This window comes from Chitinophaga sp. CC14 (assembly GCF_048957795.1).
GTDB classification, from domain to species: domain Bacteria; phylum Bacteroidota; class Bacteroidia; order Chitinophagales; family Chitinophagaceae; genus Chitinophaga; species Chitinophaga ginsengisegetis.
In genome coordinates this window covers 1667847-1693356 of record NZ_JARBFY010000005.1, presented here as the reverse complement: position 1 = coordinate 1693356, position 25510 = coordinate 1667847, and the positions used below count along the sequence as shown (strand labels likewise).

General features: G+C 45.8%; 18 protein-coding genes. 14 read left to right on the top strand and 4 right to left on the bottom strand.

Going from position 1 to position 25510, the window contains the following annotated elements:
• Nucleotides 1-81 precede the first annotated feature (81 nt).
• Together PV783_RS26270 and rpiA are read left to right on the top strand one after the other, a co-directional pair.
• Entirely contained in the window at nucleotides 82-2526 is a 2445-nt protein-coding gene (locus PV783_RS26270) for a glycosyl hydrolase family 95 catalytic domain-containing protein (RefSeq protein WP_420990226.1), read from the top strand.
• Nucleotides 2527-2604: 78 nt separating this feature from the next.
• Complete coding sequence (gene rpiA / locus PV783_RS26265) at nucleotides 2605-3306, top strand: ribose-5-phosphate isomerase RpiA (protein WP_420990225.1); 702 nt, start codon at nucleotides 2605-2607, stop codon at nucleotides 3304-3306.
• Here the strand turns inward: rpiA and PV783_RS26260 are convergent.
• Nucleotides 3294-6059 carry a family 78 glycoside hydrolase catalytic domain gene (locus PV783_RS26260; RefSeq protein WP_420990224.1) on the bottom strand — a complete coding sequence of 922 codons (2766 nt, stop codon included), beginning with the start codon at nucleotides 6057-6059 and terminating at the stop codon, nucleotides 3294-3296. The two genes, rpiA and PV783_RS26260, sit on opposite strands and share 13 nt — an antisense overlap.
• 115 nt (nucleotides 6060-6174) lie before the next feature.
• On the opposite strand from PV783_RS26260, the gene PV783_RS26255 reads away from it, so the two are divergent.
• From PV783_RS26255 to PV783_RS26205, 11 genes are all read left to right on the top strand, one after another.
• Entirely contained in the window at nucleotides 6175-6717 is a 543-nt protein-coding gene (locus PV783_RS26255; RefSeq protein WP_420990223.1) for a TetR/AcrR family transcriptional regulator, read from the top strand.
• 182 nt (nucleotides 6718-6899) lie between these two features.
• Nucleotides 6900-7340, top strand: a complete 441-nt coding sequence (locus PV783_RS26250; RefSeq protein WP_079470209.1) for a DUF1348 family protein — start codon at nucleotides 6900-6902, stop codon at nucleotides 7338-7340.
• Between the two features lie 88 nt (nucleotides 7341-7428).
• The gene (locus tag PV783_RS26245) at nucleotides 7429-8331 is read left to right on the top strand and encodes an AraC family transcriptional regulator (protein ID WP_079470208.1); all 903 of its coding nucleotides are present in this window, start codon (nucleotides 7429-7431) and stop codon (nucleotides 8329-8331) included.
• Between the two features lie 82 nt (nucleotides 8332-8413).
• Nucleotides 8414-9250 carry an oxidoreductase gene (locus tag PV783_RS26240; RefSeq protein ID WP_420990222.1) on the top strand — a complete coding sequence of 279 codons (837 nt, stop codon included), beginning with the start codon at nucleotides 8414-8416 and terminating at the stop codon, nucleotides 9248-9250.
• 520 nt (nucleotides 9251-9770) lie between these two features.
• Nucleotides 9771-10361 (top strand): TetR/AcrR family transcriptional regulator, encoded by a 591-nt coding sequence (locus PV783_RS26235; protein ID WP_420990221.1) that lies wholly within the window; start codon nucleotides 9771-9773, stop codon nucleotides 10359-10361.
• 19 nt (nucleotides 10362-10380) lie between these two features.
• Nucleotides 10381-11238, top strand: a complete 858-nt coding sequence (locus tag PV783_RS26230; RefSeq protein ID WP_420990220.1) for an AraC family transcriptional regulator — start codon at nucleotides 10381-10383, stop codon at nucleotides 11236-11238.
• A gap of 78 nt (nucleotides 11239-11316) precedes the next feature.
• Nucleotides 11317-13158 (top strand): ABC transporter ATP-binding protein, encoded by a 1842-nt coding sequence (locus PV783_RS26225; protein WP_420990219.1) that lies wholly within the window; start codon nucleotides 11317-11319, stop codon nucleotides 13156-13158.
• 5 nt (nucleotides 13159-13163) lie between these two features.
• Nucleotides 13164-14900 (top strand): ABC transporter ATP-binding protein, encoded by a 1737-nt coding sequence (locus PV783_RS26220; protein ID WP_420990218.1) that lies wholly within the window; start codon nucleotides 13164-13166, stop codon nucleotides 14898-14900.
• 472 nt (nucleotides 14901-15372) lie between these two features.
• Nucleotides 15373-15831, top strand: coding sequence for a hypothetical protein (locus tag PV783_RS26215; RefSeq protein WP_420990217.1), 459 nt, complete (start codon nucleotides 15373-15375; stop codon nucleotides 15829-15831).
• 2 nt (nucleotides 15832-15833) lie between these two features.
• Nucleotides 15834-15983: a hypothetical protein gene (locus PV783_RS26210; RefSeq protein ID WP_420990216.1), complete on the top strand. Its 150-nt coding sequence runs from the start codon at nucleotides 15834-15836 to the stop codon at nucleotides 15981-15983.
• Between the two features lie 73 nt (nucleotides 15984-16056).
• On the top strand, nucleotides 16057-16368 hold the full coding sequence (locus tag PV783_RS26205; RefSeq protein WP_420990215.1) for a DUF3817 domain-containing protein: 312 nt from the start codon (nucleotides 16057-16059) through the stop codon (nucleotides 16366-16368).
• A 145-nt stretch (nucleotides 16369-16513) separates the two neighbouring features.
• Here the strand turns inward: PV783_RS26205 and PV783_RS26200 are convergent, their stop codons facing one another.
• Entirely contained in the window at nucleotides 16514-18631 is a 2118-nt protein-coding gene (locus PV783_RS26200; RefSeq protein ID WP_420990214.1) for a DNA topoisomerase 3, read from the bottom strand.
• Nucleotides 18632-18795: 164 nt separating this feature from the next.
• On the opposite strand from PV783_RS26200, the gene PV783_RS26195 reads away from it, so the two are divergent.
• A complete protein-coding gene (locus PV783_RS26195) occupies nucleotides 18796-20991 on the top strand; it encodes a S41 family peptidase (RefSeq protein ID WP_420990213.1) in 2196 nt (731 codons plus the stop codon).
• A 1-nt stretch (nucleotide 20992) separates the two neighbouring features.
• Here the strand turns inward: PV783_RS26195 and PV783_RS26190 are convergent, their stop codons facing one another.
• Nucleotides 20993-24691 (bottom strand): hypothetical protein, encoded by a 3699-nt coding sequence (locus PV783_RS26190; RefSeq protein ID WP_420990212.1) that lies wholly within the window; start codon nucleotides 24689-24691, stop codon nucleotides 20993-20995.
• Nucleotides 24692-24750: 59 nt separating this feature from the next.
• Nucleotides 24751-25434, bottom strand: coding sequence for a VIT1/CCC1 transporter family protein (locus PV783_RS26185; protein WP_420990211.1), 684 nt, complete (start codon nucleotides 25432-25434; stop codon nucleotides 24751-24753).
• Nucleotides 25435-25510: the final 76 nt, after the last annotated feature.

The window sequence follows — 25510 nt, the reverse complement described above, 5'->3', positions numbered from 1 at the left end:
AATTCGCATTTCTTAATTTGTAATTAGCAATTCCCCCTTGCGGGCTTTCCCTGCATAACTATTTTATATATCTTGATGCACATGAACTGCAAGATATATTCCACGCTGCAAGCTGCATTTTTATTGGGCGCCCTCACGTTATCGGCGCAATCTGATGTAACGGTACGGTTCAGTGAACCGGCCCGGCATTTCACCGCGTCTGCCCCGTTGGGAAACGGGCGTATGGGCGCTATGGTGTTTGGTAACACCAACAGGGAACGCATTGTGTTAAACGAAATATCGATGTGGGCCGGCGGCGTACAGGACGCCGACAGCAAAGAAGCTGGCAACTACCTGCCACAGATCAGAACATTATTACTGGAAGGAAAGAATATTGAAGCGCAGAAAATGCTGCAGCAATATTTTGTGTGCAAGGGTCCGGGAAGCAGTGGTGGCGCCAACGTAAAGTTTGGTTGCTATCAAACCCTGGGCGATCTTTTTATCCAGTGGAAAGATACCACGTCGGCGGTAAGCAACTACCAGCGCCAGCTGCGGCTGGATAGCGCCATCAGCGCCGTAAGCTGGGAGAAGAACGGAGTTATTTTTAAGGAAGAAGTGCTGGTATCGGCCCCCGGGCAGGTAGCTGTGGTACGACTCACCGCCAGCAAGCCAGGCAGCCTCTCTTTCAGCACAGGGTTATACCGGAAAGAACGCGCTGCACTGAAACTGGTAAATGGCAACCTGGAAATGAGCGGTACACTGAATGGCGGTAACAACGACCCCGGCGTTCAGTATGCAGCTGTACTGAAAGTAATACCCAAAGGCGGCGCCCGCACACAAAGCAATGACCAGATCACCATTACCGGCGCCACCGAATGCTTGTTACTGGTGGCCGCACGTACCAATATGAACTGGCCGGCGGTGGAAACGCCCGGTCCGGCCCCGATGCCGAAAACACTGGCAGACATCAGCAAAGTCACGGCGGCGTCGTGGCAATCATTACTGCAGGCACACGTAAAAGACTATACGTCGTTCTTCAACCGTTGCCGCATATCCTTTGCAGATAACAGCAATGAGGAGGTGAAGTTACTCGCTACCATCGACCGGCTGCAACGCCTGCACGACGGTAAGAAAGACGCTTCCCTGGCCTCCCTGTATTTTAACTTCGGACGGTACCTGCTCATCAGCTCCTCCCGTAATGGCGGCATGCCGGCCAATTTACAGGGGCTGTGGGCGGAAGAGTACCAAACGCCGTGGAACGCCGACTATCACCTCAACATCAACGTACAGATGAACTATTGGCCGGCAGAAGTAACCAACCTGTCGGACTGCCACCAGCCACTGTTTACACTGGCCAGGCAAATGGCGAAATATGGTCAGCGTACTGCCCGTACTTACTATAACGCAGATGGCTGGGTAGCACATGTGATCAACAATCCGTGGGGCTTTACTTCTCCAGGAGAGGGGGCCGACTGGGGTTCTACCTTAACCGGCGGCGCCTGGGTAGCCACTCATCTCTGGAAACATTACCAGTATACCAACGATAAAAAGTTCCTGAAAGAAATATACCCGGTACTGAAAGGCGCGGCTGTATTTTATAAAGATATCCTGATTACCGAACCATCGCATCAGTGGCTGGTTACTGCGCCTTCCAATTCACCGGAAAATGCGTACATCCTGCCCAACGGGCAGCAGGGACAAACCTGTATGGGCCCAACAATGGATATGCAGATCGGAAGGGATCTGCTCAAAGCCAACCAGGAAGCGGCCCGCATCCTGCAAACAGATAAAGCCTGGGCAGACACACTCCAGGTAGTACTGAACAAACTGGCGCCTAACCAGGTAAGCCCGAGCACAGGCGGGGTGCAGGAATGGCTGCAGGATTATAAAGAATCCGATCCGCATCACCGCCACGTGTCACCATTGTATGGCTTATACCCTTACGATGAAATTACGCCGTGGGATACGCCGGAGCTGGCTGCTGCTGCGGAAAAAACGCTGCTCAGAAGAGGCGATGGCGGCACCGGATGGTCACGCGCATGGAAAATTGCTTTCTGGGCCCGCTTAGGCAACGGCAACCACGCCTATACGATGTTGCGCGAATTATTGGCGCCTGCTGCGGCTACCAGCGAAATCAGTATGAGATCAGGTGCGGGTACCTATGCTAACCTTTTCTGCGCGCATCCGCCGTTCCAGATTGATGGTAACTTAGGTGCTGTTGCCGGCATCGCGGAAATGTTGCTGCAAAGTCATGGCGGCGACAACGTGATCCGCCTGCTGCCGGCCCTGCCGGACAATGAGGAATTTGCTGCCGGCCAGGTAAAAGGACTTTGTGCCATCAATGGTTTTGTAGTGGATTTCAGCTGGAAGAATAAAGCGGTGCAGGAACTCAACCTGCTCTCCAATACCGGTGCAGAGTGTCGCGTGTTGCTGCCGGAAAGCGCTGTGGTAAAGGATCGTAACGGAGCGGTAATACCGCATCAGTATAAGGATGGCGTGTTGCGCTTTGCTACAAAGAAAGGAATGAAGTATCGCATAGCAGTATAAAGTTGCGGAATTTTGTCTTACTCAGACCAACCTGAGTAAGACAAAAAAATCGCATCTTTACCTTTCATAACAACCCATATGGAAGATCTGAAGCAAGTGGCTGCAAAGGCAGCATTGGATTATATAAAACCCGGCCATATCATAGGACTGGGCGCAGGCAGCACCATTGCGCACCTGGTGAATTATCTGAAAGCAGCCGAAACGTTGTTTAAAAGCATTACCACGGTCACCTCTTCCTTTAACACACAGCAGTTGCTGCAGGAACACGGATTTAACACGAAGCAACCCGGGGAACTATCCCAACTGGATATTTATTTTGATGGATGCGATCAGTTTGATCATCAGCTGAATGCTTTGAAAAGTGGCGGCGGTATTCATACGCGCGAGAAATTGCTGGCCGCGATGGCAGATAAGTTTATCCTTATCGGCGATGGCTCCAAGTACGTAACGCAGTTGTACACTACTTTTCCCGTGGTGATAGAGGTGATCCCGGAGGCGGTTCCCTTTGTGATGAAGCAGCTGAAGAAAATATTTTCACTGGCTAACCCGGTGATCCGGCTCAGTAATAAAAAAGATGGCGCAGTGATTACGGAGAATGGCAACCTGCTCATTGATATCTGGTTCCGTTCCTTCCCACCATTAGACAGCCTCAATCATCGTTTAAAGGAAATTCCGGGTATTCTCGAAACTTCACTTTTTTACAATATGGCGCATGCTGCCATCATAGCGGGAAAGAATGGAGTGGAAATTATTCCGAAAGATCCGGCTTACCTGATCTGAAACTCTTTTGTACCAGCGGTTACATGATAACGTAACCCTTTACCGGTGTTTTGTGTAGTTACCGGTTTATCATTTTCATATATTTTTTGTGTGGGTGAGATGTGAAAAAAGATGTCTGCACCGGCATTTGCGGGTACCGTCACACGGTAGGTGATGGCAGTACCGTTTCTTTTCCAGGAGGAAACCACGGTGCCATAAGGGCTGTCATGACTTCCTTCAAAATGATCCAGTCCTTCCACGAAATTGGGCGACAGCAGGATGTTTTTAAACCCGGGTGCATTTTCATCCGGCTTAATACCGGCAAGGCCCTTGTACATCCAGGCGCCTATTTCGCCAAACATGATGTGGTTGCGCGACAGATCTGAAGAAGCGTTGATGTCCCAGTTTTCAAAGAGGGTAGTGGCGCCGTTCATGATCCACCAGCCCCAGGATGGGAAGGTGCGTTGCGCGGCCAGTTTCCAGGCCACATCTGCATAGCCGTTTTCGCTCAGCGCATTCAGGATACTTTTGGTTCCGAGTAAACCTACGTCGAGGTGAAAGTTATCTGCGGCTACTCTCTTAGCGAGATTGGCAGCTACTTTGCTTTTCATGGCATCCGGTACCAATCCCCAGTACAGGGCAACACTTTGCTCTGTTTGTACTCCTTCTCCATAAATACCGGTTTCCTTGTTCAGGTATTTGGTATTAAAGGCAGTTTTGATCTTTTCTGCTAATGCGCTGTAATAGGTATAGTCGTCCGTTTTACCAAACAGTTTCGCTGCTTTGGCCAGAATCAGTGCATCGGCGTAGTAGTAAGCCGTTGAGGTGAATTCTACCGGCGATTTTGATTTTACCGGTACCCAGTCGCCGAGGCCCCAGGTGGTTAACCCGTAAGGACTGATTTCCGTGATCCGGTTTACATACCGGCGCATATTATCATAGGAGGCCGACAGCAGCGTGGCATCGCCGTAAAAAAGATAGATGTTCCACGGGATGATGGCAATGGTGCTGGTCCAGTCCGGGCCGTTGCCCCATTCATATCCCCAGCCGCCGGTTGGAATGATAGAGGGCAGCACACCGTTGGGTTGCTGTTCATCGCGGTGGTCTGCCAGCCACTTTTCGTAGATGGTGATGCCGTCGTAGCTATACAGTCCTGTTTCAATGGCGATCTGTGCATCTCCCGTCCAGCCGTTCTTTTCGCGCTGCGGGCAATCCGTTGGATAGCCGAACAGGTTGGAGAGATACGCGTTATTGGTGGCTGCGAATAATTTATTGATCATAGTATCGGAGCCATGAACGTGGCCTACGGGAGGTACGTTGCTGTGCATGAAATAGCCGGTAAGACTTTCCTTGTTGAGCTGCACCGGTTTACTGCTGGTAACTTCCACATACTGAAAACCTTTATAATTAAAGTGGGGCATAAAGGATTCTTCGCCTTTGCCGCTGAGCGTAAAAATATCTGTCTGGAAAGGATCGGTGTCATCTGTAGGGCGGTAGTGCACCACGATATTCGACAGATCCACGAAACCTTTTTTATCCAGTTGTTCGCCGTGCTTCAGTTTAATGACGGTGCCGGCTGCACCGCTTACGCGGATCTTGCTAACACCGGCAATATTTCTGCCCAGGTCATATATCCAGGTGCTGTCGTTGGGATGGGTAACGCCGGCAGCAGGAATTTCCTCCACATTTTCGATGGGATATAGTTGTTGGGACACAATATTTTGAGAAGGCGCGGCGCGGTAAATAACATCCTTCCATTTGCTGTCGTCGAAATTAACCGTATTCCATCCTGGTTGTTCTTTGCGGGCATCATAATGTTCCGCGGTGTAGATGCTGTTAAATACAATAGGTCCCAGCGCTGTTTTCCAGTCTTTCCCCGAGGAAATGGTTTCCACGGTGCCATCGGTATAGGTTACCCGCAGATCGAGGCAGAATGCGGGTCTTCCGCGCCACGGAGCTTCATGGAAATTCCATACGGCGGTGGACTGGTGATTGTACCATCCATTACCAAGCATCACGCCGATGGCGTTTTTACCGGATTGCATCAGGGAGGTAACATCGTAGGTAACGTACAGCGTGCGGCGGTCGAAGCGCGTATACATGGGATCGAGGCGATGATTACCTGCTTTTTTCCCGTTGATATACAGTTCATACAAGCCTGCTACAGCGATGTAGGCACGGGCAGATTTAATTGTATTATCCGCCGTGAAAACTTTCCTGAAGTTAGCGGCGGGTTTCAGGCGAACGTCGTCATTGTCGCTGATCCAGGCGCCTTTCCAGTTGTTTTGTTGCCGCATGCCGGTTTCAAACCAGGAGCGGCGGGCAATGGATTTTACGCCGTCTTTATCCCACACTTCCACGCTCCAGTAATAGCGGGTAAATGGATCGAGTGCTTTCCCGGAGTAGGTGGTCAGGATATCTGCGCGGTTGATTTTTCCGGAGGTCCAGAGCGGATGGGTGTTCAGCGTCAGGGAGTCGTCGGATACACGGATCTGGTAAGCTGTTTGACGCGCGCCGGGGCGTGTATCTTCCAGTTGCCACGACAACCGTGGATGAGCGGCATCTACGCCGAGTGGCGTTACCAGGTGCTCACATTTCAGGCTGGTGGCCTCGCAGGGGGTGACTCCTGTTGCTGCTTTGCTGGCAGTGGCAGGTTGGGCCGCCTTGTAATGGCTATTGGCTTTTGTGAAGGCCGTAAGGCTGTCTGCCTTTGCACTGGCTGATACAACAAAAAATAACAGGTACAGAAACAATTTCCGGAATATTGAATGCATGCTAAGCGCTTGATTATTTGACAACAAGATAAAGTAAGCCGCACTTTTTTTTTATTGTTTTATGTAAATGGAAAAAGATAGATCGATCTGTCTATTTATTTCTTATCTTTGTTCCATGAAGAAGAAAACAGGTGATCCGAAGCAGCGTTTGCTGGATACAGCCACTACGCTTTTCTATAACCAGGGGTATCATGCCACGGGCATTAACCAGGTAATTGAAGAAGCCGGTGTGGCAAGAGCCAGTTTGTATCTGCATTACGAGTCAAAGGAATCCCTGCTGCTGGCGTTCTTAAACCAGCGGCATATCGACTGGATGGCCGGGCTGAAAAGCTTTACGGATGAGGCCAGCAAGCCGAAGGATAAAATTGCAGCGGCGTTTGACTTCCTGTCTGATAATAATGAAAGGGAGCATTTCAGGGGTTGTGCCTTTTTGAATATCCTCTCGGAAACTACGGAGAAGGATGCTTCGGTGCTGACAGTGATACAGGATCATAAAAAAGACCTGCGCGCCTTTCTGGGGGAGATCCTCACCAACGAAAAGCAGTTGATAAAGGACCACGTTTACCTGTTGTTTGAATCAGCAATCGTGGAAAGTCAGCTTTACCGGAATCAGTGGCCGGTGCAGGAAGCGAGGAAAATGGCGCTGGGGCTGTTGTAGTGTGGCAGCTTTATTGGAACCAGGGAAATTGTTGCAGTGCGGCAGCAGATCATTTCTGCAAACTAACAACCGACCACATTATATAAATCAAAAGATGCCGGGCATCTTTTTTTTAACCTTTTTAGATAGACAGATCGATCTATCTATATAAATCATATTCATCATTTTTAAACATCTCAAACATGGAACAAAAATTCCCTCTTCCCCCATTTACGCGTGAAACCGCCCTGCAGAAAGTACAGATGGCAGAAGATGCCTGGAACAGCCGTGATCCGCAAAAGGTATCATTGGTATATACACCCGACACTGTATGGCGCAACCGCGACCAGTTTATCAACGGCCGGGAAGAAGTAGTGGCCTTTCTTACAAAAAAATGGCAGCGCGAGCTGGATTACCGCCTGAAAAAAGAACTCTGGAGTTTTACCGACAACCACATTGCCGTATGTTTTGAGTATGAATGGCATGATCATGCCGGTAACTGGTTCAGGTCTTACGGTAATGAGCTATGGGAGTTTAATGCCGACGGATTCATGCAGCGCAGGCTGGCGGCCATCAACGACGTGCCTATTAAAAGCAGCGAACGGAAATTCCGGGAACCGGAAGACCTGGTACTGGCCTGTTAGAACGCCGGACGATAATGTGATGATGGTGATTATCCGGAAAATTATCATCATCACATCAATCATAGTGTGAATTTTGTAATTTTGTAAGATGAACAAAACAGAAACACTCCGGGAGTTTTACGAACATAAGTTCCAGGCAGTACCTGATAAGTTACAGCAGGATATCGGACATTTTAATGTGTTCCGGCTGGAAGACTGTATTGTAGACGGCGCTTCAACGGTGAAGTACAGCCGCCGCGATTTTTACAAAGTAAGCCTGCTAAGGGGAACCAATCTCTATCACTATGCCGATAAAACCATTGAGGTAAAAGGCAGTACCCTGATTTTCTTCAATCCGCTGGTCCCTTATGGCTGGGAGCCCCGCTCCACCGACAATAGTGGCTATTTCTGCATATTCAGGGAGTCCTTTTTTACCGGCGCCACCCGTGGTAATATCCACGATCTGCCCATGATGATGCCGGGCGGCATTCCCTCCTATATACTCACAAAGGCCCAGGACAAAGAAGTATCAGAGATCTTTAAAAAGATGCTCACAGAAATTAATACGGACTATGTCTATAAATACGATCTGCTGCGCAGTTACCTCACAGAAATCATCCATTACGCATTAAAGATGCAACCCTCCGAAACCCTGTACCAGCACGCCGATGCGAAGTCGCGTATCACTGCGGTATTTACCGACCTGCTGGAACGGCAATTCCCCATTGAATCGCCGGCACAGCGGTTTGCATTGCGTTCGGCCAACGACTTTGCAAAGCAGTTGTCCGTACACGTAAACCACCTGAACCGGGCCATCCGCGAAACCACCGGTAAAACCACCACAGCACACATTGCAGAACGCTTAACCGCCGAGGCAAAGGCTTTATTAAAGCACACCAGCTGGAACGTGGCAGAAATCAGTTATGCCCTCGGATTTGAAGAGCCCGCCCACTTCAGTAACTTTTTTAAAAAACAAACCAGCATCACCCCCGGCGCTTTCCGCGTTGTTTGAATTTTGCAATCATTGGTTTGAATAACGTAACAGGTGGCAACGCTCCCTGATCTACTTTTGTGTTAATAAAAAACACAAGATCATGGACAACAAAAAAGTATGGTTTGTAACCGGCGCCTCCAAAGGATTAGGCCGCTCCCTTGTAAAACAATTATTAGGTAAAGGATATAAAGTAGCAGCCACCTCACGTAGCATCGACGACCTGCGCAAAATTGCAACGGACGAGGATTTCCTGCCGCTGGCCGTTGACCTTAAAAATGAAAACAGCATACAGGCAGCGGTAAAAGAAACAATCAGCCGCTTTGGCCGTATCGATGTGCTGGTAAACAACGCCGGATACGGACAGGTAGGCAGCATTGAAGAACTGTCGGATGCGGAATCAAGAAGCAATTTTGATGTGAATGTATTCGGCCTGCTGAATGTAACCCGCAATATCCTGCCGCAGATGAGAGCGCAGCAATCGGGACAGATTTTCAATATTTCCTCTATTGCCGGCTTTACCGGTGGCTTCCCCGGCTTCGGGATCTATTGCGCTACCAAGTTTGCAGTAGACGGCTTGTCAGAGTCGCTCGCCGCAGAGGTAAAACCTTTTGGTATCTCCGTTACCATCGTTTCTCCCGGTTATTTCAGAACCGATTTCCTCACTTCCGGCTCCCTGGGCGTGCCTGCCAACCCATTGGCCGCTTATGAGGCTGTTCGCGCCACCCAACATGCGCATCAGGAGGAGATCAACGGCAACCAGCCTGGAGATCCTGAAAAAGCAGTAGCCGCCATCATCGATATAGCCGATATGGAAAATGCACCGCTGCACCTCTTCCTCGGTGAAGATGCCTACAACCTCGCTTATCAGAAAATAGCCATGTTGGAAGCCGACCTGGAACAGTGGAAAGAAGTAACCGTTGGAACCGCGATTGCGTAGTGGAGTGATCGCCTTCGGCGATTGTCTTTTTCAGGATTAGCCTGGTTATGTTGATTACACTGATTTTATCAGGTTGTGATTTTAAAGATGAGGGAAGCTAAAAGCGAATATATCCGCTTCTGGCTTCCCTCATCTTTTTAAAAAAAATTAGTGAAAAGTAAAAATAAGCAAAACGGTTAAACCTGTTACCATACAATGTTCTATAAAATAGCAGTCTTAGTTTGGAACCCGGTGTTTGATAGGTTTGGGGCTTGAAAACACACACTTCGATACAGGTATTTATTTAATAAAAAGATTGATAATAAATAAAGATAACATACCGTATAGTATGTTATTTTGTATATTTGCACGGATAAATAAAAGATTTGGGTTAGCATTAAAAAAAATAGCATAGGTGCGATTAATAGGTTCAATTACTATGATTTCTATTCCTCATGTACATTTTAAGATGTGAAATGGATTTTTGATGAGGAAGATTGTGAAGGACCATCTTTACTAAAAATACCGGATAGTATCTTATATGAAAAAAGCAGAAGCTACGCGCCTGAACATTCTACAAAAATCCTTTGATTTGATTTATGCCAGAGGGTATCAGAATGCCAGTATTGACGATATATTGGCTACCACACAGGTAACCAAAGGAGCTTTTTATTACCATTTCAAAAACAAAGATGAAATGGGATTAGCTATCATCAATGAGCTAATGATGCCTGCATTAATAAAAGATTTTATTGAACCTTTGCAAAACGCTGGAAACCCACTGGATGCTATTTACAATCTGATGCATCATTTGCTGATTGAAAACGATTTTCTGAAAGTAGAATACGGTTGTCCTGCGGCCAACTTCACACAGGAGATGACGCCCTGGAACGAAGACTTTAGCAATGCTTTGAACGAAATAATACAGGAATGGGTAAAGATAATGACAGCTGTTATTGAAAATGGAAAAAAGTTAGGGCATATCCGTAAAGATGTCAATGCAAGACAAGTAACCTTTTTTGTTATGTCCGGTTATTGGGGGATTCGCAATTTCGGGAAATTAGAGAATAATAAAAAAGTGTATTTACCCTATTTGAAAGAACTTAAAAGCTATTTGAATACACTAAAATAATCCTGATATAAAAAGTGCAATGTCCAAAAATCAGAAAACGATTCCGTTGAGATCACTAACCAAAGAATTGGGTAAGGGTATCGCTCTTATACAAGTACCATTGGGAGTTTTTATGTCGGATGAATACATCAGGCAGACACATCGGGACAACTACCATGTATTCTTTTTATTGGAGGAGGGAACAGTATCACTTGAAATTGATTTCCAGAAACATCGGTTAAAAGCACCTTCCCTGATGTATATACAACCTTATCAGGTGCACAAAGGATTAGCAATAGATAATGTAATATTTACAGCCTTACTCATCAACAATGAAAACTTAAATCCTGAATATTTAAACATCTTAGAAGATCTTTCACCGGCAAAACCTTTAACCCTAAGCAAAGAAACCTTTTCTATCCTGTCGGAAACCGTATCACTCAGTTTAAAATTCTATAAAAGAGAAAATGAAAAACTGTATCATTTCTTATTGAAAGATAGTTGTAATACTTTGGTTGCTCTTATTGCCTCACAGTATTTAATCCAATCCCAATCATCGGATGTTCTTTCGAGATTTGAAGTAATTTTCAAAGGCTTTAAGGTATTATTGGAGCGAAATTTTTCGACTATAAAACGACCTTCAGACTACGCAGATAGGTTGAGCATATCTGTATCCTATCTGAATGAGTGCGTAAAAAATGTATCAGGGTATCCTGTTTCGCACCACATTCAACAAAGGATTGTTTTAGAAGCAAAACGTTTGCTTTATCACACGAACAAGTCCGTAAAAGAGATTGCTATGGAACTGGGGTATGAAGATTATGCCTACTTCTCCCGACTGTTTTCCAAATTGACAGGAATGTCAGCTTTAGCTTTCCGAAGCAAAAACCACGATTAATCCAATACTTACAATCTTCCTTCCATTGTTTGAACCATGCGTTCATTGTTCCTTTGCAATGAATTAAAGTCAAACTAAATGGAGTCGTTAAACATAAAGCTTCCTGAAGGAAAAAAAAGCAAATTTCTATCACTGAAAGACTTCGAAGAATTAATAGAACCGGTAAAGCGTCCTATGATTATCGCCATTGTTTTACAGGCAATTTCAGCTGTTGCCTCCATTGTGCCATTCATTGCCGTTGTAGACCTGGCGAAAGTATTATTGGAAGAACAAAAAGCTATAGATGCAGATGCGGCATGGCGAGCCTGTTGGATTGCGTTTTTCGCATTGCTTGTTCGAATGGCCACCACTTATACGGCTTATTTCATTTCGCACAATGCAGACAATGATTTTCAATTTTATATCCGAAAAAGAATGGCCAGACACCTGGTCAAAGTTCCTTTAGGGTGGTTTACCAATCGCAGTGCCGGAGATGTAAAGAAAGCAATGGCGGATGATGTCATGAATATGCATAATCTGATCGCTCATGCAGCTTTGGAATTGCTTACTGCAGTGCTGCTTCCCTTAATTACAATCATCTACTTATTTAGCATTAGCTGGATCATGGCACTGGTTGCTCTTATTCCTATCATTATAGGTATATACATGTATACCCGCCAATTGAAAAAAGGATTGAAGCTGATGGATACCTATACCGAATCGATGGGGAAAATCAATGGAGCGGCGATTGAGTTTGTACAGGGAATAAGTGTGGTGAAAACATTCGGGCAAACGGGAAAGACATACAGTCGTTTTTTTGAAGCAGGAGATAGATTTCTAAAGGTTATGTGGGATATGATGAAAGGAGCATTACATACTTCATCTATTGCGGAGTTATTCCTTACCCACATAACATCACTGGTTGCTATTTCGACGGCAACCATTTTTGCCGTTCAGATGGGTTGGGTATCTTCTTTTGTTATCGTTCCATTTACCTTACTCGGCTTAGGAATTACAGCGCCATTATTGGCGGCAGTATATGGAGGAAGGGCATTACAGGAAGCAGGAGTAGCAGCTACCAGGGTGAAAGAACTATTGGCCACACCTGTTTTGGAAGAAGCTGTTGCGGGGAAAAAACTAAATAGTCCCGATCTGGAACTACAGCATGTTTCATTTAGTTATGACCAAAAAACCAACGTGCTTGATGACATAAACATTACACTGAAACCGGGAACTACCACGGCTTTGGTGGGCAGGTCAGGATCCGGTAAATCGACCATCGCTAAATTGATTCCCCGATTCTGGGATATCTCAGAGGGTGAAATTTTGTTGGGTGGAGTTAATATAAAATACTTGCCTACTACAGAATTGTATCAGCATATCAGTTTTGTATTTCAGGAAGTGCAAATGCTCAGAACGAGTGTACGGGAGAACATCGCTCTCGCCAGACCGGATGCCCATCAGGATGAAATTGTAGTTGCGGCCAAAGCGGCTAAAATTCATGATAGAATTATGGAATTACCTCGTGGCTACGATAGCGTTGTATATGAAGATGCATTATTTTCAGGTGGAGAGGCGCAGCGTTTATCCATCGCCCGGGCTTTATTGGCTGATACACCCATATTGGTAATGGACGAAGCTACCGCTTTTGCCGATCCTGAATCAGAAGCCTTAATTCAGGATGCACTCTCTAATCTTACTATGGGTCGTACATTATTGGTAATAGCACACAGGCTCTCTACCATACAGTATGCAGATAATATTATTGTACTCGATAAAGGAAGAATTATAGAACAGGGAACACATAATCAGTTATTGAATAACAATAGAAAGTATGCCAGTCTTTGGGAAAGACATGAGCGTTCAACCATGTGGTTTCCGGAAACAGTAGTATCAGAAAACAGTGCAAATAATTCACCAATCAGTAACCCTGTCAATTAATCAGTATGTTTCGCAAGATTTTAAGAATATTAGACACCGATGCCCATAAATTCCGGTTATTGATTTTTACACATTTTATATGTGGTATTTTACAAGGTTTGGCATTCGCAGTTTTAGTACCGCTATTGCGTAGTCTCTTAGTAGACGATTTAGAAAACGTATGGACCTGGGTATTGGTGGAGCTGGCTATAATGATTGTTTATTCTGCCTTATCCTATTGGACTAGAATAGCAGGGTTAAAATTATCTACTGATTTATGTAGTGTATTATGGCGAAGATTAGGAGATCATATTTCCATTCTTCCGCTCGGATGGTTTTCCGGAGGTCAGGTAGGGCAAGTTGCCAAACTAACGAGCGATGGTGTGCTTAACGTGATGGCCGTTTCAACAAATCTGCTAAAGCCATTAATGGATGCCTTTGTGACACCTTCAGTAGTTGTAATAACGATAGCCATTTTCGACTGGAAGCTGGCTTTAGCAGTAGCGGCAACGGTTCCGTTTATCATTGCAGCTTATTACATTGCCGAGAAAATTACGCACCGTTTTGACGATCAGTGGTATTCAGCTTCCGTGAATATGTCTAATCGTATTGTTGAATTTGCACAGACCCAACCTATACTAAGAGCGTTTAACAGAACAAACAACAGTATACAGCTTTTGGATGATGCAATACTACAAAGCAGAAATGCCACCAGGAAAAGTCTGGCTATGGGTTCATTAGGGCAAACGTTATTTTTAATCGTCATACAAGCTGCATTTACCATCGTTCTTTTTGTGGGAACTTACCGGGCATTGGGTGCTAATATTGATGCTCCTGAATTGATTGCATTGCTAATTCTGGTTACACGGTTTGCGCAGCCACTTTCAGAAGCAGGAGGATTGGGGGTTGCAGCCCGTGTAGCTCGTAACCTTTTAGAGCGTATGGAAAAATTGATGGGAACGCCCGGATTGCCCGAAGCTGCATTACCCGTGAAAGCAAATGATGCATCCATTGAATTTAGAAATGTATCGTTTGGTTATGAGAACAACAGAACAGTACTACAGGATATTAATTTTAAAGTTCAGCCCAATACAATAACCGCTTTAGTAGGAGCATCAGGATCGGGTAAAACTACCATTACAAGATTGATCGGGAGATTTTGGGATGTTAACTCCGGAGAGGTAATGATTGGGGGCAGTAATGTAAAATCACTTTCAGGAAAGGATTTAATGGCACAGATTTCATTTGTTTTTCAGGATGTGTACTTATTTACCGGAACTATTGAAGAAAATATTCGGATGGCTAAACCCCATGCCACAAAAGAAGAATTTGATGATGCGATACGTGCGGCAAGGGTTGATGAAATCATAGAACGGCTTCCTGATGGATTAGCAACACAGGTAGGAGAAGCAGGGAGCTTACTTTCTGGTGGCGAACGTCAGCGGGTTTCTATTGCCAGAGCTATCTTAAAAGATGCCCCTATTATTCTCCTGGACGAAGCAACGTCTGCTTTGGATGCAGAAAACGAAGCATTGGTTCAGGAAGCACTAAGTGCATTAAGTGCCAACCGCACCTTGATTATTGTGGCACATCGCCTGCAAACTATTATGGCATCAGACCAGATACTGGTGCTTGGTAATAGCACAATAACAGAACGTGGCAGACATCATGATTTGTTAGCTAAGGGAGGACGTTATGCCGATTTCTGGAAAGAAAAAGAAAGAGCTAAAGGATGGAGGATTAAGTCGAATGAGATTGTTTAATTGTCTTGTTTTAATAATTTTTATTTGAATTAAATACAGTAAAAAAATTATTTACATCTAAAACATACTATTTAGTATGTTTTTTTATTTACCTTTGCAATCGATGATTCGATTTGGATGGGGATAATTGCCCTATAAATATTTTTATAGAACAACTCATTATGAATGGAAGATACCTGATAGTAGAAAATAAACGATAAGAAGAGTTGCTTTACAACATAGCTGATTTCCTTTGGAATAACGGGAATGAAGTAATTGTACAGGAGAATTTCTATGATGATGAATATTAACATCAGTTTTTACTGAAAAGTTCTTGCGTAGTTATTGTAGATGAAGAGAATTTTTAAGAAACTGAAAACGGGATGCAGGATAACCTGCATAAAGATGAATTTATTTTCCAATAAAAGTTATAACTAAAATATTTTTTTTTTTGCCTAAAAACATACTAAACGGTATCTTTTAATTAAATGCAATGTATCAAACACTCATATTTTGCCACAATTCTATGCGATGGCTTGTATTAGCCAGTTTGTTATTAGCTCTTTATAGGGCTTATAAAGGTTATTTTTCTAAATCGGAATTTTCCAAAACCGATAATGCAGTACGGCATTGGACGGCAACCATTTCCCACATCCAACTGATGATTGGTATGATTCTCTATTTTCAAAGCCCACTGGTTCAATACTTTCTTGCCAATTTCAAAACAGCCGTTCTGGATTTTAATATGTTTTTTTTCGGACTGATACATAGTTCACTGATGTTGATTTCCATTGTACTCATTACTATCGGCGCTGCTTCTGCCAAACGAAAGGAAACCGATACGGCAAAATTTAAAACAATGCTGATTTGGTTTACAGTTGCATTAGCTCTCATATTCATAGCCATTCCCTGGCCATTTTCACCATTAGCAAACAGACCTTATTTCAGATAGTCATGAACATATTTATAGCCGGAGCCAACGGAGCAGTTGGTAAGAAAATAATAGCAAAATCCTTGGCAGATGGACATTCTGTAATGGCAAAGGAATACAAAGGATTGGATGAATTTAACAATCTGAATATTGGCAGTATTATCTGTTTGTAAAACTGATTGTAAATACACTCATCAAAACCGATTGGTTAGTATCAAAAAATATTAACATTCAAAATTTATACTAATGATTTTAAAACTCTTAAAAACAAAAATAGGAAGACTAAGAATCATAGGCTTTCTGGAAGGAATTTCATTGATTGTTTTAGTATTTATTGCTGTACCGATGAAGTATTGGTATAATGATGAATCTTTAACCAAAATGATGGGACCGATACACGGAGCATTGTTTTTATTGTTCCTGTTAAATACATTCAGTGCCGGCATCGAACAAAAATGGAAAGCTAAGACTACAGGAATGATATTAGCTTCCAGCCTTATTCCGTTTGGTACATTCTACGTGGATTACAAATTCTTAAAAAATATAGACAAGCAATGAAAGACCTATTGATTTGCGGTTTAACCTTAATCTTTTTTATAAAAATCACGGAAAATCAAAACGCAATCAAATCAATGTAATCAACATAATCAGTCTAATCCTGCTCCAGGACAATTTACCATCGCCGAAGGCGATGTCCTCCGCACTAAGACATGCTGATATTAAAATCCGGTCCCAGCTCCAGTTTCCCTTCACGCGCTTCTTCACTGCCGGGAACTTTGAGCCCTTTTATTTTAGCGGTTTTGCCTTTGGTCAGCAGATCAGTGATATGTTTTTCTGTTAACTTTTTACCCAGTATTTCAAAAGGAAGTTTGAAACCGCATTCCTTAAAATTGGCGCAGCCATAGGCAGTGTTACCTTTTTTAAGCGGATGCGTTTTGCATTTCGGGCATTGCATTTCTTCTATCACCACTACCTTTTTGGGCTTAGGTTCTTTTTTAGGCTTCTCTTTTTCTTCCGGCACGGGGGGCGGATCGGGGGCAATGGTGATGAACTTGTAGCTGGCGGTTTTTACTTCTTTGGTAAGATCAACCACCATCTGGATCAGTTCATCTTTGAAGGTATCCATAGCATACTCGCCTTTTTCTATGAGGCGTAGTTTACGCTCCCACTGACCGGTTAGTTCAGCGCTTTTCAGCAATTCTGTCTGTATAGTGTCAATGAGATCTATGCCGGTTTGGGTGGCATAGATATTCTTCTTTTTCTTCTCGATATATTTTCTGCGGAACAGTGTTTCGATAATGTTGGCGCGGGTAGAAGGCCGGCCGATACCATTGTCTTTCAGCAGTTCCCTCATTTCCTCATCATCTACCTGCTTGCCGGCGGTTTCCATTGCCCTCAGCAAAGTAGCTTCTGTAAAGGCTTTGGGCGGAGAAGTTTTGCCCTGGTGGATGCGCGGGGTATGTGGCCCGCTTTCACCCACTTCAAAGTGAGGAAGTATTTTTTCTTCTTCTTCCCCTTCCTTTTTCTCTTTTACATCGTTGGCATATACTTCTTTCCAGCCGGGTTCTATGATCTGTTTACCGGTTACTTTGAAAGGCACTTGTCCTACTTTACCAAGTACGGTGGTATTGGAGATCTTACATTCCGGGTAGAAAGCGGCGATAAAGCGGCGGGCTACCAGGTCGTAGATCCGTTTTTCTTCCAGGGGAAGACCACCGGGATGCTGACCGGTAGGGATGATGGCATGGTGATCGGTTACTTTTTTATCGTCGAAAACGGTTTTCAGCTTAGGGATCGGCGCGGCCAGCAGCGGGGCGGTAAGCGCGCTGTAGGGTGTCATATCCTGCAGGATGCCCGCAATTTTCGGGTGCAGGTCTTCCGAGAGGTAAGTGGTATCTACCCTGGGGTAGGTGGTCAGCTTTTTCTCGTAGAGGTTCTGGATATATTTGAGCGTATCGTCTGCGGAGAAGCCGAATTTTTTATTGGCTTCCACCTGCAGGGCGGTGAGGTCAAACAGGCGCGGATTGCCTTCTTTACCATCTTTCTTTTCAAAAGAAGTTACTTCAAACGGATGTTCCTGCAGGTAGGCAAGCCCTTTGGCAGCCTTATCCGGTGTTTTCAGCCGGTCGATGGCCGCAGTGAATTCTGTTTCCCGGTAAATGGTTTTCAGTTCCCAGTAATCTTCTGATACAAAGGCATTGATTTCCTTTTGCCGTTGTACAATCATCGCCAGGGTAGGTGTTTGCACCCTTCCGATAGACAATACCACTTTGCCTTGCGCAAATTTCTTAGTGAACAGCCGGGTGGCGTTCATGCCCAGGAGCCAGTCGCCGATAGCGCGTGCGCTGCCTGCGGCATACAGGTTATTATATTGTTCGGAAGCTTTCAGGTTCTGAAAACCATCGCGGATAGCCTCTACCGTTAGTGAGGAAATCCAGAGCCTTTTAATGGGTGCAGCGCACTTGGCTTTCAGCAGTACCCAACGCTGGATCAGTTCCCCCTCCTGGCCGGCATCCCCGCAGTTTATCACTTCTTCACAAGCCTGTACCAGGGTTTCTATAATTTTAAACTGTTTCTGTACGCCTGAATTTTCAATCAGTTTGATACCGAAGCTGGGAGGAATCATCGGCAGATCTTCGAGCCGCCAGAACTTCCATTGCTCGTAATAATCGTGCGGCTCCTTGAGGGTACAGAAATGTCCGAAAGTCCAGGTTACCTGGTAGCCATTGCCCTCATAGTAGCCATCTTTGCGTTGTTTCGCACCGATCACTTCTGCAATATCCCTTGCCACGCTTGGTTTTTCAGCAATGCAAACTTTCATATTCATTCAAAATTGGGTAACAAATGTCGGATAAAAAGTTGTAAATGAAAGAAGGTAAAGTACATCAAAAAATCTTAAAATAATCAAGTGCACACTTTAACTTTTAGGGTACAAAAATACCCGTTACTTTAAGGTAAGATTTGAAACAGAAAATCCTTTTCCTTATGCGCTTTCCGGCCCTTTTATTATCGTGTGCCTTATCTCTTCCTGTTGCAGCCCAATTCCCCGCGTCTTTCGACGGAAGTTTTGAAAGTAAGAAACCGGATGGCGGACTGCCGTCCGGCTGGATCGACTGGGGCTCCAATTACCGCCTGGCCGTTGACAGCACCAGTTATGAAGGACATGGAGCATTGCGTATTACGCCATTTGAAAAAAGAGGCAGTAACGATTTTGGTTGCACCGTAATGCGCATCCCGGTTACTTTCGCCGGGAAAACCATTTTGCTCAATGGCTACCTGAAACTGGATTCAGTGACCGATGGCTATGCCGGCCTGTTTATGAGGGTAGACAATACATCTGGCGCCGTATACAAAATGGACAATATGCAGAAGCAGCGGCTACAGGGAACCACCGGCTGGAAAAAATACAGCATTACCCTTTCCCTGCCACCCGGTGGTGGTACGGTATATGCAGGCGCCATTAACCATAGCAATGGCAACGTATGGGCCGATAACCTGGAAATACTGATTGATGGGAAACCGTTGAAAGAAGCGCCACCACTGCGTGTGTTTAAGGCCGACAGCGATCACGCGTTCGATAAAGGCTCCGGTATAACTATCTCCGGTCTTACACCTTTACAAACAACACACCTGGAAGTTCTCGGAAAAGTATGGGGCTTCCTGAAATATTATCATCCTGCAGTAATGGCCGGGGAGTATAACTGGGACTATGAACTGTTCCGGATCCTGCCGGCGATACTGAACAGTGCCAGCGAAACGGCCAGGAATGAGGTGTTGCTTCGCTGGATTAACCAGCTTACCACACCGAAAGAGGTCCGGCATACACGCACCGCTAAAACGGTTATTAAATTCACTCCTGATCTCGACTGGCTTTCAGATGAGAAAACACTGGGTGCTGCGTTATCTGCATCCCTGAAAAATGTGGCGGCCATGAACCGCGGGGATTTCAATTATTATCTCGAACTGGCGCCCGCAGGAAATCCATCATTTAAAAATGAACAGGGCTATAACACCATGCCCTTTCCTGATGCCGGTTTCCGGCTACTGGCATTATACCGCTACTGGAATATCATACAATACTACTTCCCTTATAAGCACCTGATCACCGAAGGCTGGAATAATAAACTGGCGGAATATATCCCGGCAATGGTAAACGCGGCAGATACCGCGTCCTATCAAACTGCACTGCTACGGCTCATTGCTGGCATCCATGATTCGCACGCCGGTATGTATGGACCCAATGTAGTGATCCGCGGTGCAGATAGATTCAGAACGTTGCCACTGAGGGCGCGGTTTGTGGAAAATAAGGCCGTGCTGGTAAAAGTGGGCGATGAAAAATATGGACTACGCACCGGCGATGTGATTACCGCCATTAATAAAGAGCCGGTGGCGGCTATAGTACAAAGATTACTACCTGTTACCTCTGCTTCCAATTACGCCACACAATTAAACAGGATTGAGCAGGTCCTGTTTCAAACGAAGGATAGCACCCTGCAACTGGAGTATGAAAGAGAGGGTAACGTCAGCAGCGTAACGTTAACCACCACCACTTATAAACAGGCCATCATACCGGGCGAACGGCCATCCGTTTCCTGGAAGATGATAGGGGAAGATGCAGGATACGTATACCCGGGTAATTTTAAGAACACACAAATGGACTCGGTGAGCGAAGCTTTTAAAAACACCAAAGGAATGGTCATAGACCTGCGTTCTTATCCTGCGGACAACCTGTTGAATTCTCTCGTGAAGTATGTGTTGCCTTCGCCCATGCCCTTTGCGAAGTTTACTGTTGGCAGTATACAGCAGCCGGGGTTGTTTGGCATGACGGGCGAAATGAAGGCAGGTACAAAGAACAAAGATTATTACAAAGGCAAGGTGGTGATCCTGGTAGATGCTACCACGCAAAGCAACGCCGAGTTTGTTACGATGGCGCTCCGGCTGGCGCCGCGCGCCGTGGTGCTGGGCAGCACTACCGCCGGGGCAGACGGAAATGTTTCTTATTTTACACTTCCCGGCGGCGTACAAACGCTGATCACCGGCATTGGCGTGTACTATCCTGATGGCCGGGAAACGCAGCAGGTGGGCATTGTTCCCGACATTGTGATGGAACCAACGGTGAAGGGTATACGTGAAAACAGGGATGAGCTGTTGGACAGGGCCCTGGCCATTATCAGGGAATAAGTTACTTTTTTGGTAAAGAATATTTCTTTGCTACTTTATTATATTTCTTCAGGTACTTCCGGTCTTTTTTAACGCCTACGGCTGTTACCATACCGGAAGTTTCTGCTTTTACCCAATAGTTGAAGATGAACTTCTCCTGGTCGCGCTCAAAGAACATAAGGGTGGGCCGTTGATTGCGGTTTCTCAGGAAAGCGTTTGCCAGGAGGGTTTCCAGGTTAGCCTTGAAACCCTGCCGCGTGGAATCCTTTTTATTGAGTACCTGTACGTTCAGGTTGTGATAGTAAAAATTCATGGTGCCCAGCGTAGCGTATTTATTTCCTGACCATTGCGAGAAGACCGTATCTGCATAACCGCGTCTTACTTTTACGGCAGCCATGGGGATGGCTACGGCATTAAAATCTTTCAGATCCATCGGGGCGAGATAGCTTTGTGCCATGAAGCCAGAAAGGGAATCCCCATAAGATTCATGATAGGAAAAGTAACGGATGGGATTTCCCAGCAGCCGGCTGGTGGCCTGCACCAGGAGACTGTCGGTGTTACCGTAGGTATTGCCGAAATGTGTGATCAGGGCGTTAATATCTGTAATGGGTACGGCCGACCACTTGTGCGTGGACTTCGACGATTCATTGACCGTTACGGCGGATTGCTTTACCACGATAGAATCCACCTGTAAGGCAAATGGAATAGTGTAAATTAATTTTGTAGGCATCCATTTTTCGATGCCGTGTTCAAACGGAATCCGTTTATCCCTGGCCGTAGTTAGCAGCGTATTCTCCACCGTAATTTTCCGGATGGCAATGGTGGTGTCGCCGGGTTGGTGATGCATATTGATACCGCTGATCTGTAAGGCATCTCCTTTCACCGTAATGTAATCGCGCTGCCAGCGGGCGGCGCGGAAAGTTTCTGCTGCCGTGAGGTTGGGCGCCACTTCAAAGTTGCTCACATGAAATGTTTGGGTGGCTGGGTCCAGTTTAAAGCTTTCCGCGTGGGCATGGATCTGTTTATTGCGGTAGTGTAATCTGCCGTCGCTGAGAGTGGTATTGTTGATAAATGACTGCCATTTTATTTTATGCCCCTGGTGCCAGGAGAAGGACGCATCTTTAAACAACCCGGACAACTTTTGTAATACCAGTTCCAGCGTATCGGCATGGTGCAGGGAAAATTGCGCCTCCTGCCATGCGAGGGCTACACCGGAATGGAGCGATAAATGGCCGGACTTATCCTTATGCAACGCCCCCTTATTAAGTTGCAGGGATAGTTGCGGAACCGCGGCAGTGGTACCGGTATGGCTATAGGAAAGTGCTGATAGCTGCACGTGCATATCACCGTATTGCAACATGCCGTCGCTATTTAATTCCAGTTCACTCCCCGTGAGCCTGGCCTGTGTTTCCAACCGGGTAGTATCGGGTCCTTTGATGCTGGTATGCGTAACCGCGGCATTGCCTGTAGCCAGTTTACTGATAGCCACCTTGCTGAAGTCGGTGCTATGAATATTGGTTTGAATATCAAGGGAAGGGACTGTTATTTTAGTACGGCCGTTACCGTTATGCAGCGTGGCATCGGCATCGGTAATGTACGTATAGCCGTTGCTGCTAAGCCGGACGCCACCAATGGAAACATCCATCTTTTTATTATGATGGCTGATGCGGTTAAGCTGCCCCGTGACAGATGCCCAGGTAAAGAAGCGTTGGCGCGTGCGTATATCTTTCAAAGCTATTTTAGCTGCATTAAAACTGCTGTGTTCACCGGCGCCTTCGCTGTTAAATTGCATGTTGCCGATGTCCATGCGGGCGATGCGGATCACTGGCAGGTCCTTCTTTGCAGGAGCCTCTTTCTTTGCGCCATTGTGCGGCGCCTGTATATTGAGGGCGCCTATTCTTAACACATCTACCTGTATATCCTTTGTTTGCTGGTATACGTCCCAGTCGAACACTTCCCAGTAAAGATCCCGCGCGGCAATGCGGGTACCGTTGGAGAGTGATACGGCTAGTTTCGTGGCTTTATTATGCCGGTGGGTACCGTCGAAACTATAGTTGTCCAGCGTAATATTGGCCTTGTCGGATATCACATTCATTTGCAGGATACGCAGGTTGGGCATGGCGTGCTTAATATCTACCAGTGAATCGCTGAGCAGGAAGTTGTGCAGCAGGATATCGGTGTTCAGATTTTTTACCAGTAGCGTCACCTTTGATTTACCGTTGGAAGTAAAGTTAACATTGCCATCTACTATCCGGAAAGTGTTCACCTGTATCAGCTCACTGAGCCCGTGCAGGGTTTGATAGAAGGCAGGCATTTTAAGAGCGGTGCTGTCTGTTGGTGTTTTACCTTTAACGGGTTGTTTTGCTTTGGTAAGAAAAGTGATGCCGGGTTGGTAGAGTACGGCGCTGGTGGCTTTCAAACGCTTTCTCAGCAGGTGTTCCAGGCTTACGTTGTTGAGCCGCAGGGATGGTGCGCGGAAGGTTAATCCTTTGCCGGAATGGTTTTGTGGCGTGGGACTGTATTCCACATTGTTAAAGATGACGTCATTCTGTTGCAGGATAAATTCGTCCACGCTAAGCTGGAACATACTATCGAGCGAATAGAACTTTATTTTATCGAGGTTCAGTGCGATGCTGTCGGTGGTGATACCGGGTGTAGTATCATGTGCAATAGTAAGGTTATAGATATTCAGGTTGGTACGTTTGGTAGTGCCGGTAGATACATTGCCGCGGAGTAACAGTTCACCATCCTTTACTTCGATGTATTTAAAGTTCATCTTTTTGAACAGGGTATTGGGCAGGCTGTCCAGCGCCACTTTTTTATCTTTGGCGCTCACCTTTCTGCCGGGGAGTTTCAGCACCGGGCGGATACACACGAGGGTATCTATCAGTAATTCTTCCCGCATATAAATAGCAGGGAGATGCCGGGCGCTGAAATAGAACTTATCTGCCTGCAGCGACATTTCTCCTTTTGTGGCAGTAGCGGCACTGAAGATAGTAGCAGAGTCGAGTTCAAAGATTTGTTTTTTACCGGAGAAGTGCAGCCGTTTGAAGCTGATGGTATTCCTGCCGTCCGGAAGGATCCAGTGTTGGTGATCGAATGAGAAGTCCACATCATCTGATCCCAGGATGTGGTTATCCGAATGCGTAACTTTAGAAAAATTGAGGATAGAGAAATTGAAATGATCAACACGCAGTGGCGGCGGACCGTTTACCTTGCTGTATAACAGCGAACCGTTTTGCAGGTGAACGATGCGGGCGTTTACGTATTGCAGGGTTTGTTCCAGGTGCTGTACAACAGACGAGAGCTGGAACCCTTCCTGGCGTGGGCCGCGCGACACATGTTCATGAATACTGAGTGCCGGGCTGATTACGGAAAGACTATCCACCAGCAATTTTTTATGCAGTATCAGTGCCCGCCAGGATTGTATGGAGAGATAAACCCTGGGAATGGATACATCGAAATGCGAGGTTACGTTGATGGTATCTTTCCCTGTAAGCCGCGCACCGCTGATTACAATATTTCTTTTGAAGAGGGAGAAGTCGATATCATCCGCATCAAACGTATAGGCGTTACCGGATTCCTTGTTCACAATGTACCGTATGATGTTTACGAACTTATGTTCCACAAGATAATATAGCAGCACGCCTATGGCAATCCTGATGATGAGCAGGATTGCCAGTACTTTCAGCCATATTCTTGCTTTGGGCGATATCTTCATATTCCTCGTATGCGAATGACCTGATTACAAACAGCCGGGTATCATATATGTTCACCTTTTCAGGAAACCAGTTTTGCGATGGCAAAAGCAGCAGCAGCAGCGAGCACACCTATCATGGTTACTTTCAGGGCGCCCTGTACGGGTGGTTGCCCGGTTACTTTACTTTTAAAATAGCCGAATACAAACAGGCAGATGATGGTGAGCGCGGTGGAGCCTACCAAACCACGTTGAGGCGTGTCCGTGAAAAGATACGCCGATAAAGGCAGGAGTCCGCCCACAAAATAGGAGGCGCCGATGGTGAGCGCGCTTTGCCGTGCCCTGTTTGGATTCGGCGCTTCCAGTCCCAGTTCAAATTTCATCATGAAGTTCACCCATTTGGTTTTGTCTTTCGACAGCTCGGTGGCAATGAGGTGTTGTACTTCCGGGCTGAGGCCATATTCCGCAAACACTTCTTTCACTTCTTCCATTTCTTTGTCGGGTACGGTTTCCACCTCTGTATATTCTCTTCTTAATTCGCTTTCATAGTGTTCCAGTTCTGTTTTCCCGGCGAGGTAGCCGCCGAGGCCCATGGCAATACAGCCGGCTACAATTTCGGCGATACCGGCGGTGAGGATGATGTTATTGCTGCTCACGGCGCCGCTGAGTCCTGCGGCCAGGGCAAAGGGCACGGTGAGTCCGTCGCTCATGCCAATGACCATATCTGTAATAAAATCTGAGCTTTTTAAATGTTCTTCCTGGTGCATCTTTTCCGGGTTTAGGGGGCTTCGCGTTATAAATATAAGTGCTTTATCGTATTTTGTCTGAACAATGTAAGGGATC

Coding starts and splice junctions, on each gene's coding strand:
- PV783_RS26270 (WP_420990226.1), top strand. CDS start 82: ATGAACTGCAAGATATATTCCACGCTGCAAGCTGCATTTTTATTGGGC.
- rpiA (WP_420990225.1), top strand. CDS start 2,605: ATGGAAGATCTGAAGCAAGTGGCTGCAAAGGCAGCATTGGATTATATA.
- PV783_RS26260 (WP_420990224.1), bottom strand. CDS start 6,059: ATGCATTCAATATTCCGGAAATTGTTTCTGTACCTGTTATTTTTTGTT.
- PV783_RS26255 (WP_420990223.1), top strand. CDS start 6,175: ATGAAGAAGAAAACAGGTGATCCGAAGCAGCGTTTGCTGGATACAGCC.
- PV783_RS26250 (WP_079470209.1), top strand. CDS start 6,900: ATGGAACAAAAATTCCCTCTTCCCCCATTTACGCGTGAAACCGCCCTG.
- PV783_RS26245 (WP_079470208.1), top strand. CDS start 7,429: ATGAACAAAACAGAAACACTCCGGGAGTTTTACGAACATAAGTTCCAG.
- PV783_RS26240 (WP_420990222.1), top strand. CDS start 8,414: ATGGACAACAAAAAAGTATGGTTTGTAACCGGCGCCTCCAAAGGATTA.
- PV783_RS26235 (WP_420990221.1), top strand. CDS start 9,771: ATGAAAAAAGCAGAAGCTACGCGCCTGAACATTCTACAAAAATCCTTT.
- PV783_RS26230 (WP_420990220.1), top strand. CDS start 10,381: ATGTCCAAAAATCAGAAAACGATTCCGTTGAGATCACTAACCAAAGAA.
- PV783_RS26225 (WP_420990219.1), top strand. CDS start 11,317: ATGGAGTCGTTAAACATAAAGCTTCCTGAAGGAAAAAAAAGCAAATTT.
- PV783_RS26220 (WP_420990218.1), top strand. CDS start 13,164: ATGTTTCGCAAGATTTTAAGAATATTAGACACCGATGCCCATAAATTC.
- PV783_RS26215 (WP_420990217.1), top strand. CDS start 15,373: ATGTATCAAACACTCATATTTTGCCACAATTCTATGCGATGGCTTGTA.
- PV783_RS26210 (WP_420990216.1), top strand. CDS start 15,834: ATGAACATATTTATAGCCGGAGCCAACGGAGCAGTTGGTAAGAAAATA.
- PV783_RS26205 (WP_420990215.1), top strand. CDS start 16,057: ATGATTTTAAAACTCTTAAAAACAAAAATAGGAAGACTAAGAATCATA.
- PV783_RS26200 (WP_420990214.1), bottom strand. CDS start 18,631: ATGAAAGTTTGCATTGCTGAAAAACCAAGCGTGGCAAGGGATATTGCA.
- PV783_RS26195 (WP_420990213.1), top strand. CDS start 18,796: ATGCGCTTTCCGGCCCTTTTATTATCGTGTGCCTTATCTCTTCCTGTT.
- PV783_RS26190 (WP_420990212.1), bottom strand. CDS start 24,691: ATGAAGATATCGCCCAAAGCAAGAATATGGCTGAAAGTACTGGCAATC.
- PV783_RS26185 (WP_420990211.1), bottom strand. CDS start 25,434: ATGCACCAGGAAGAACATTTAAAAAGCTCAGATTTTATTACAGATATG.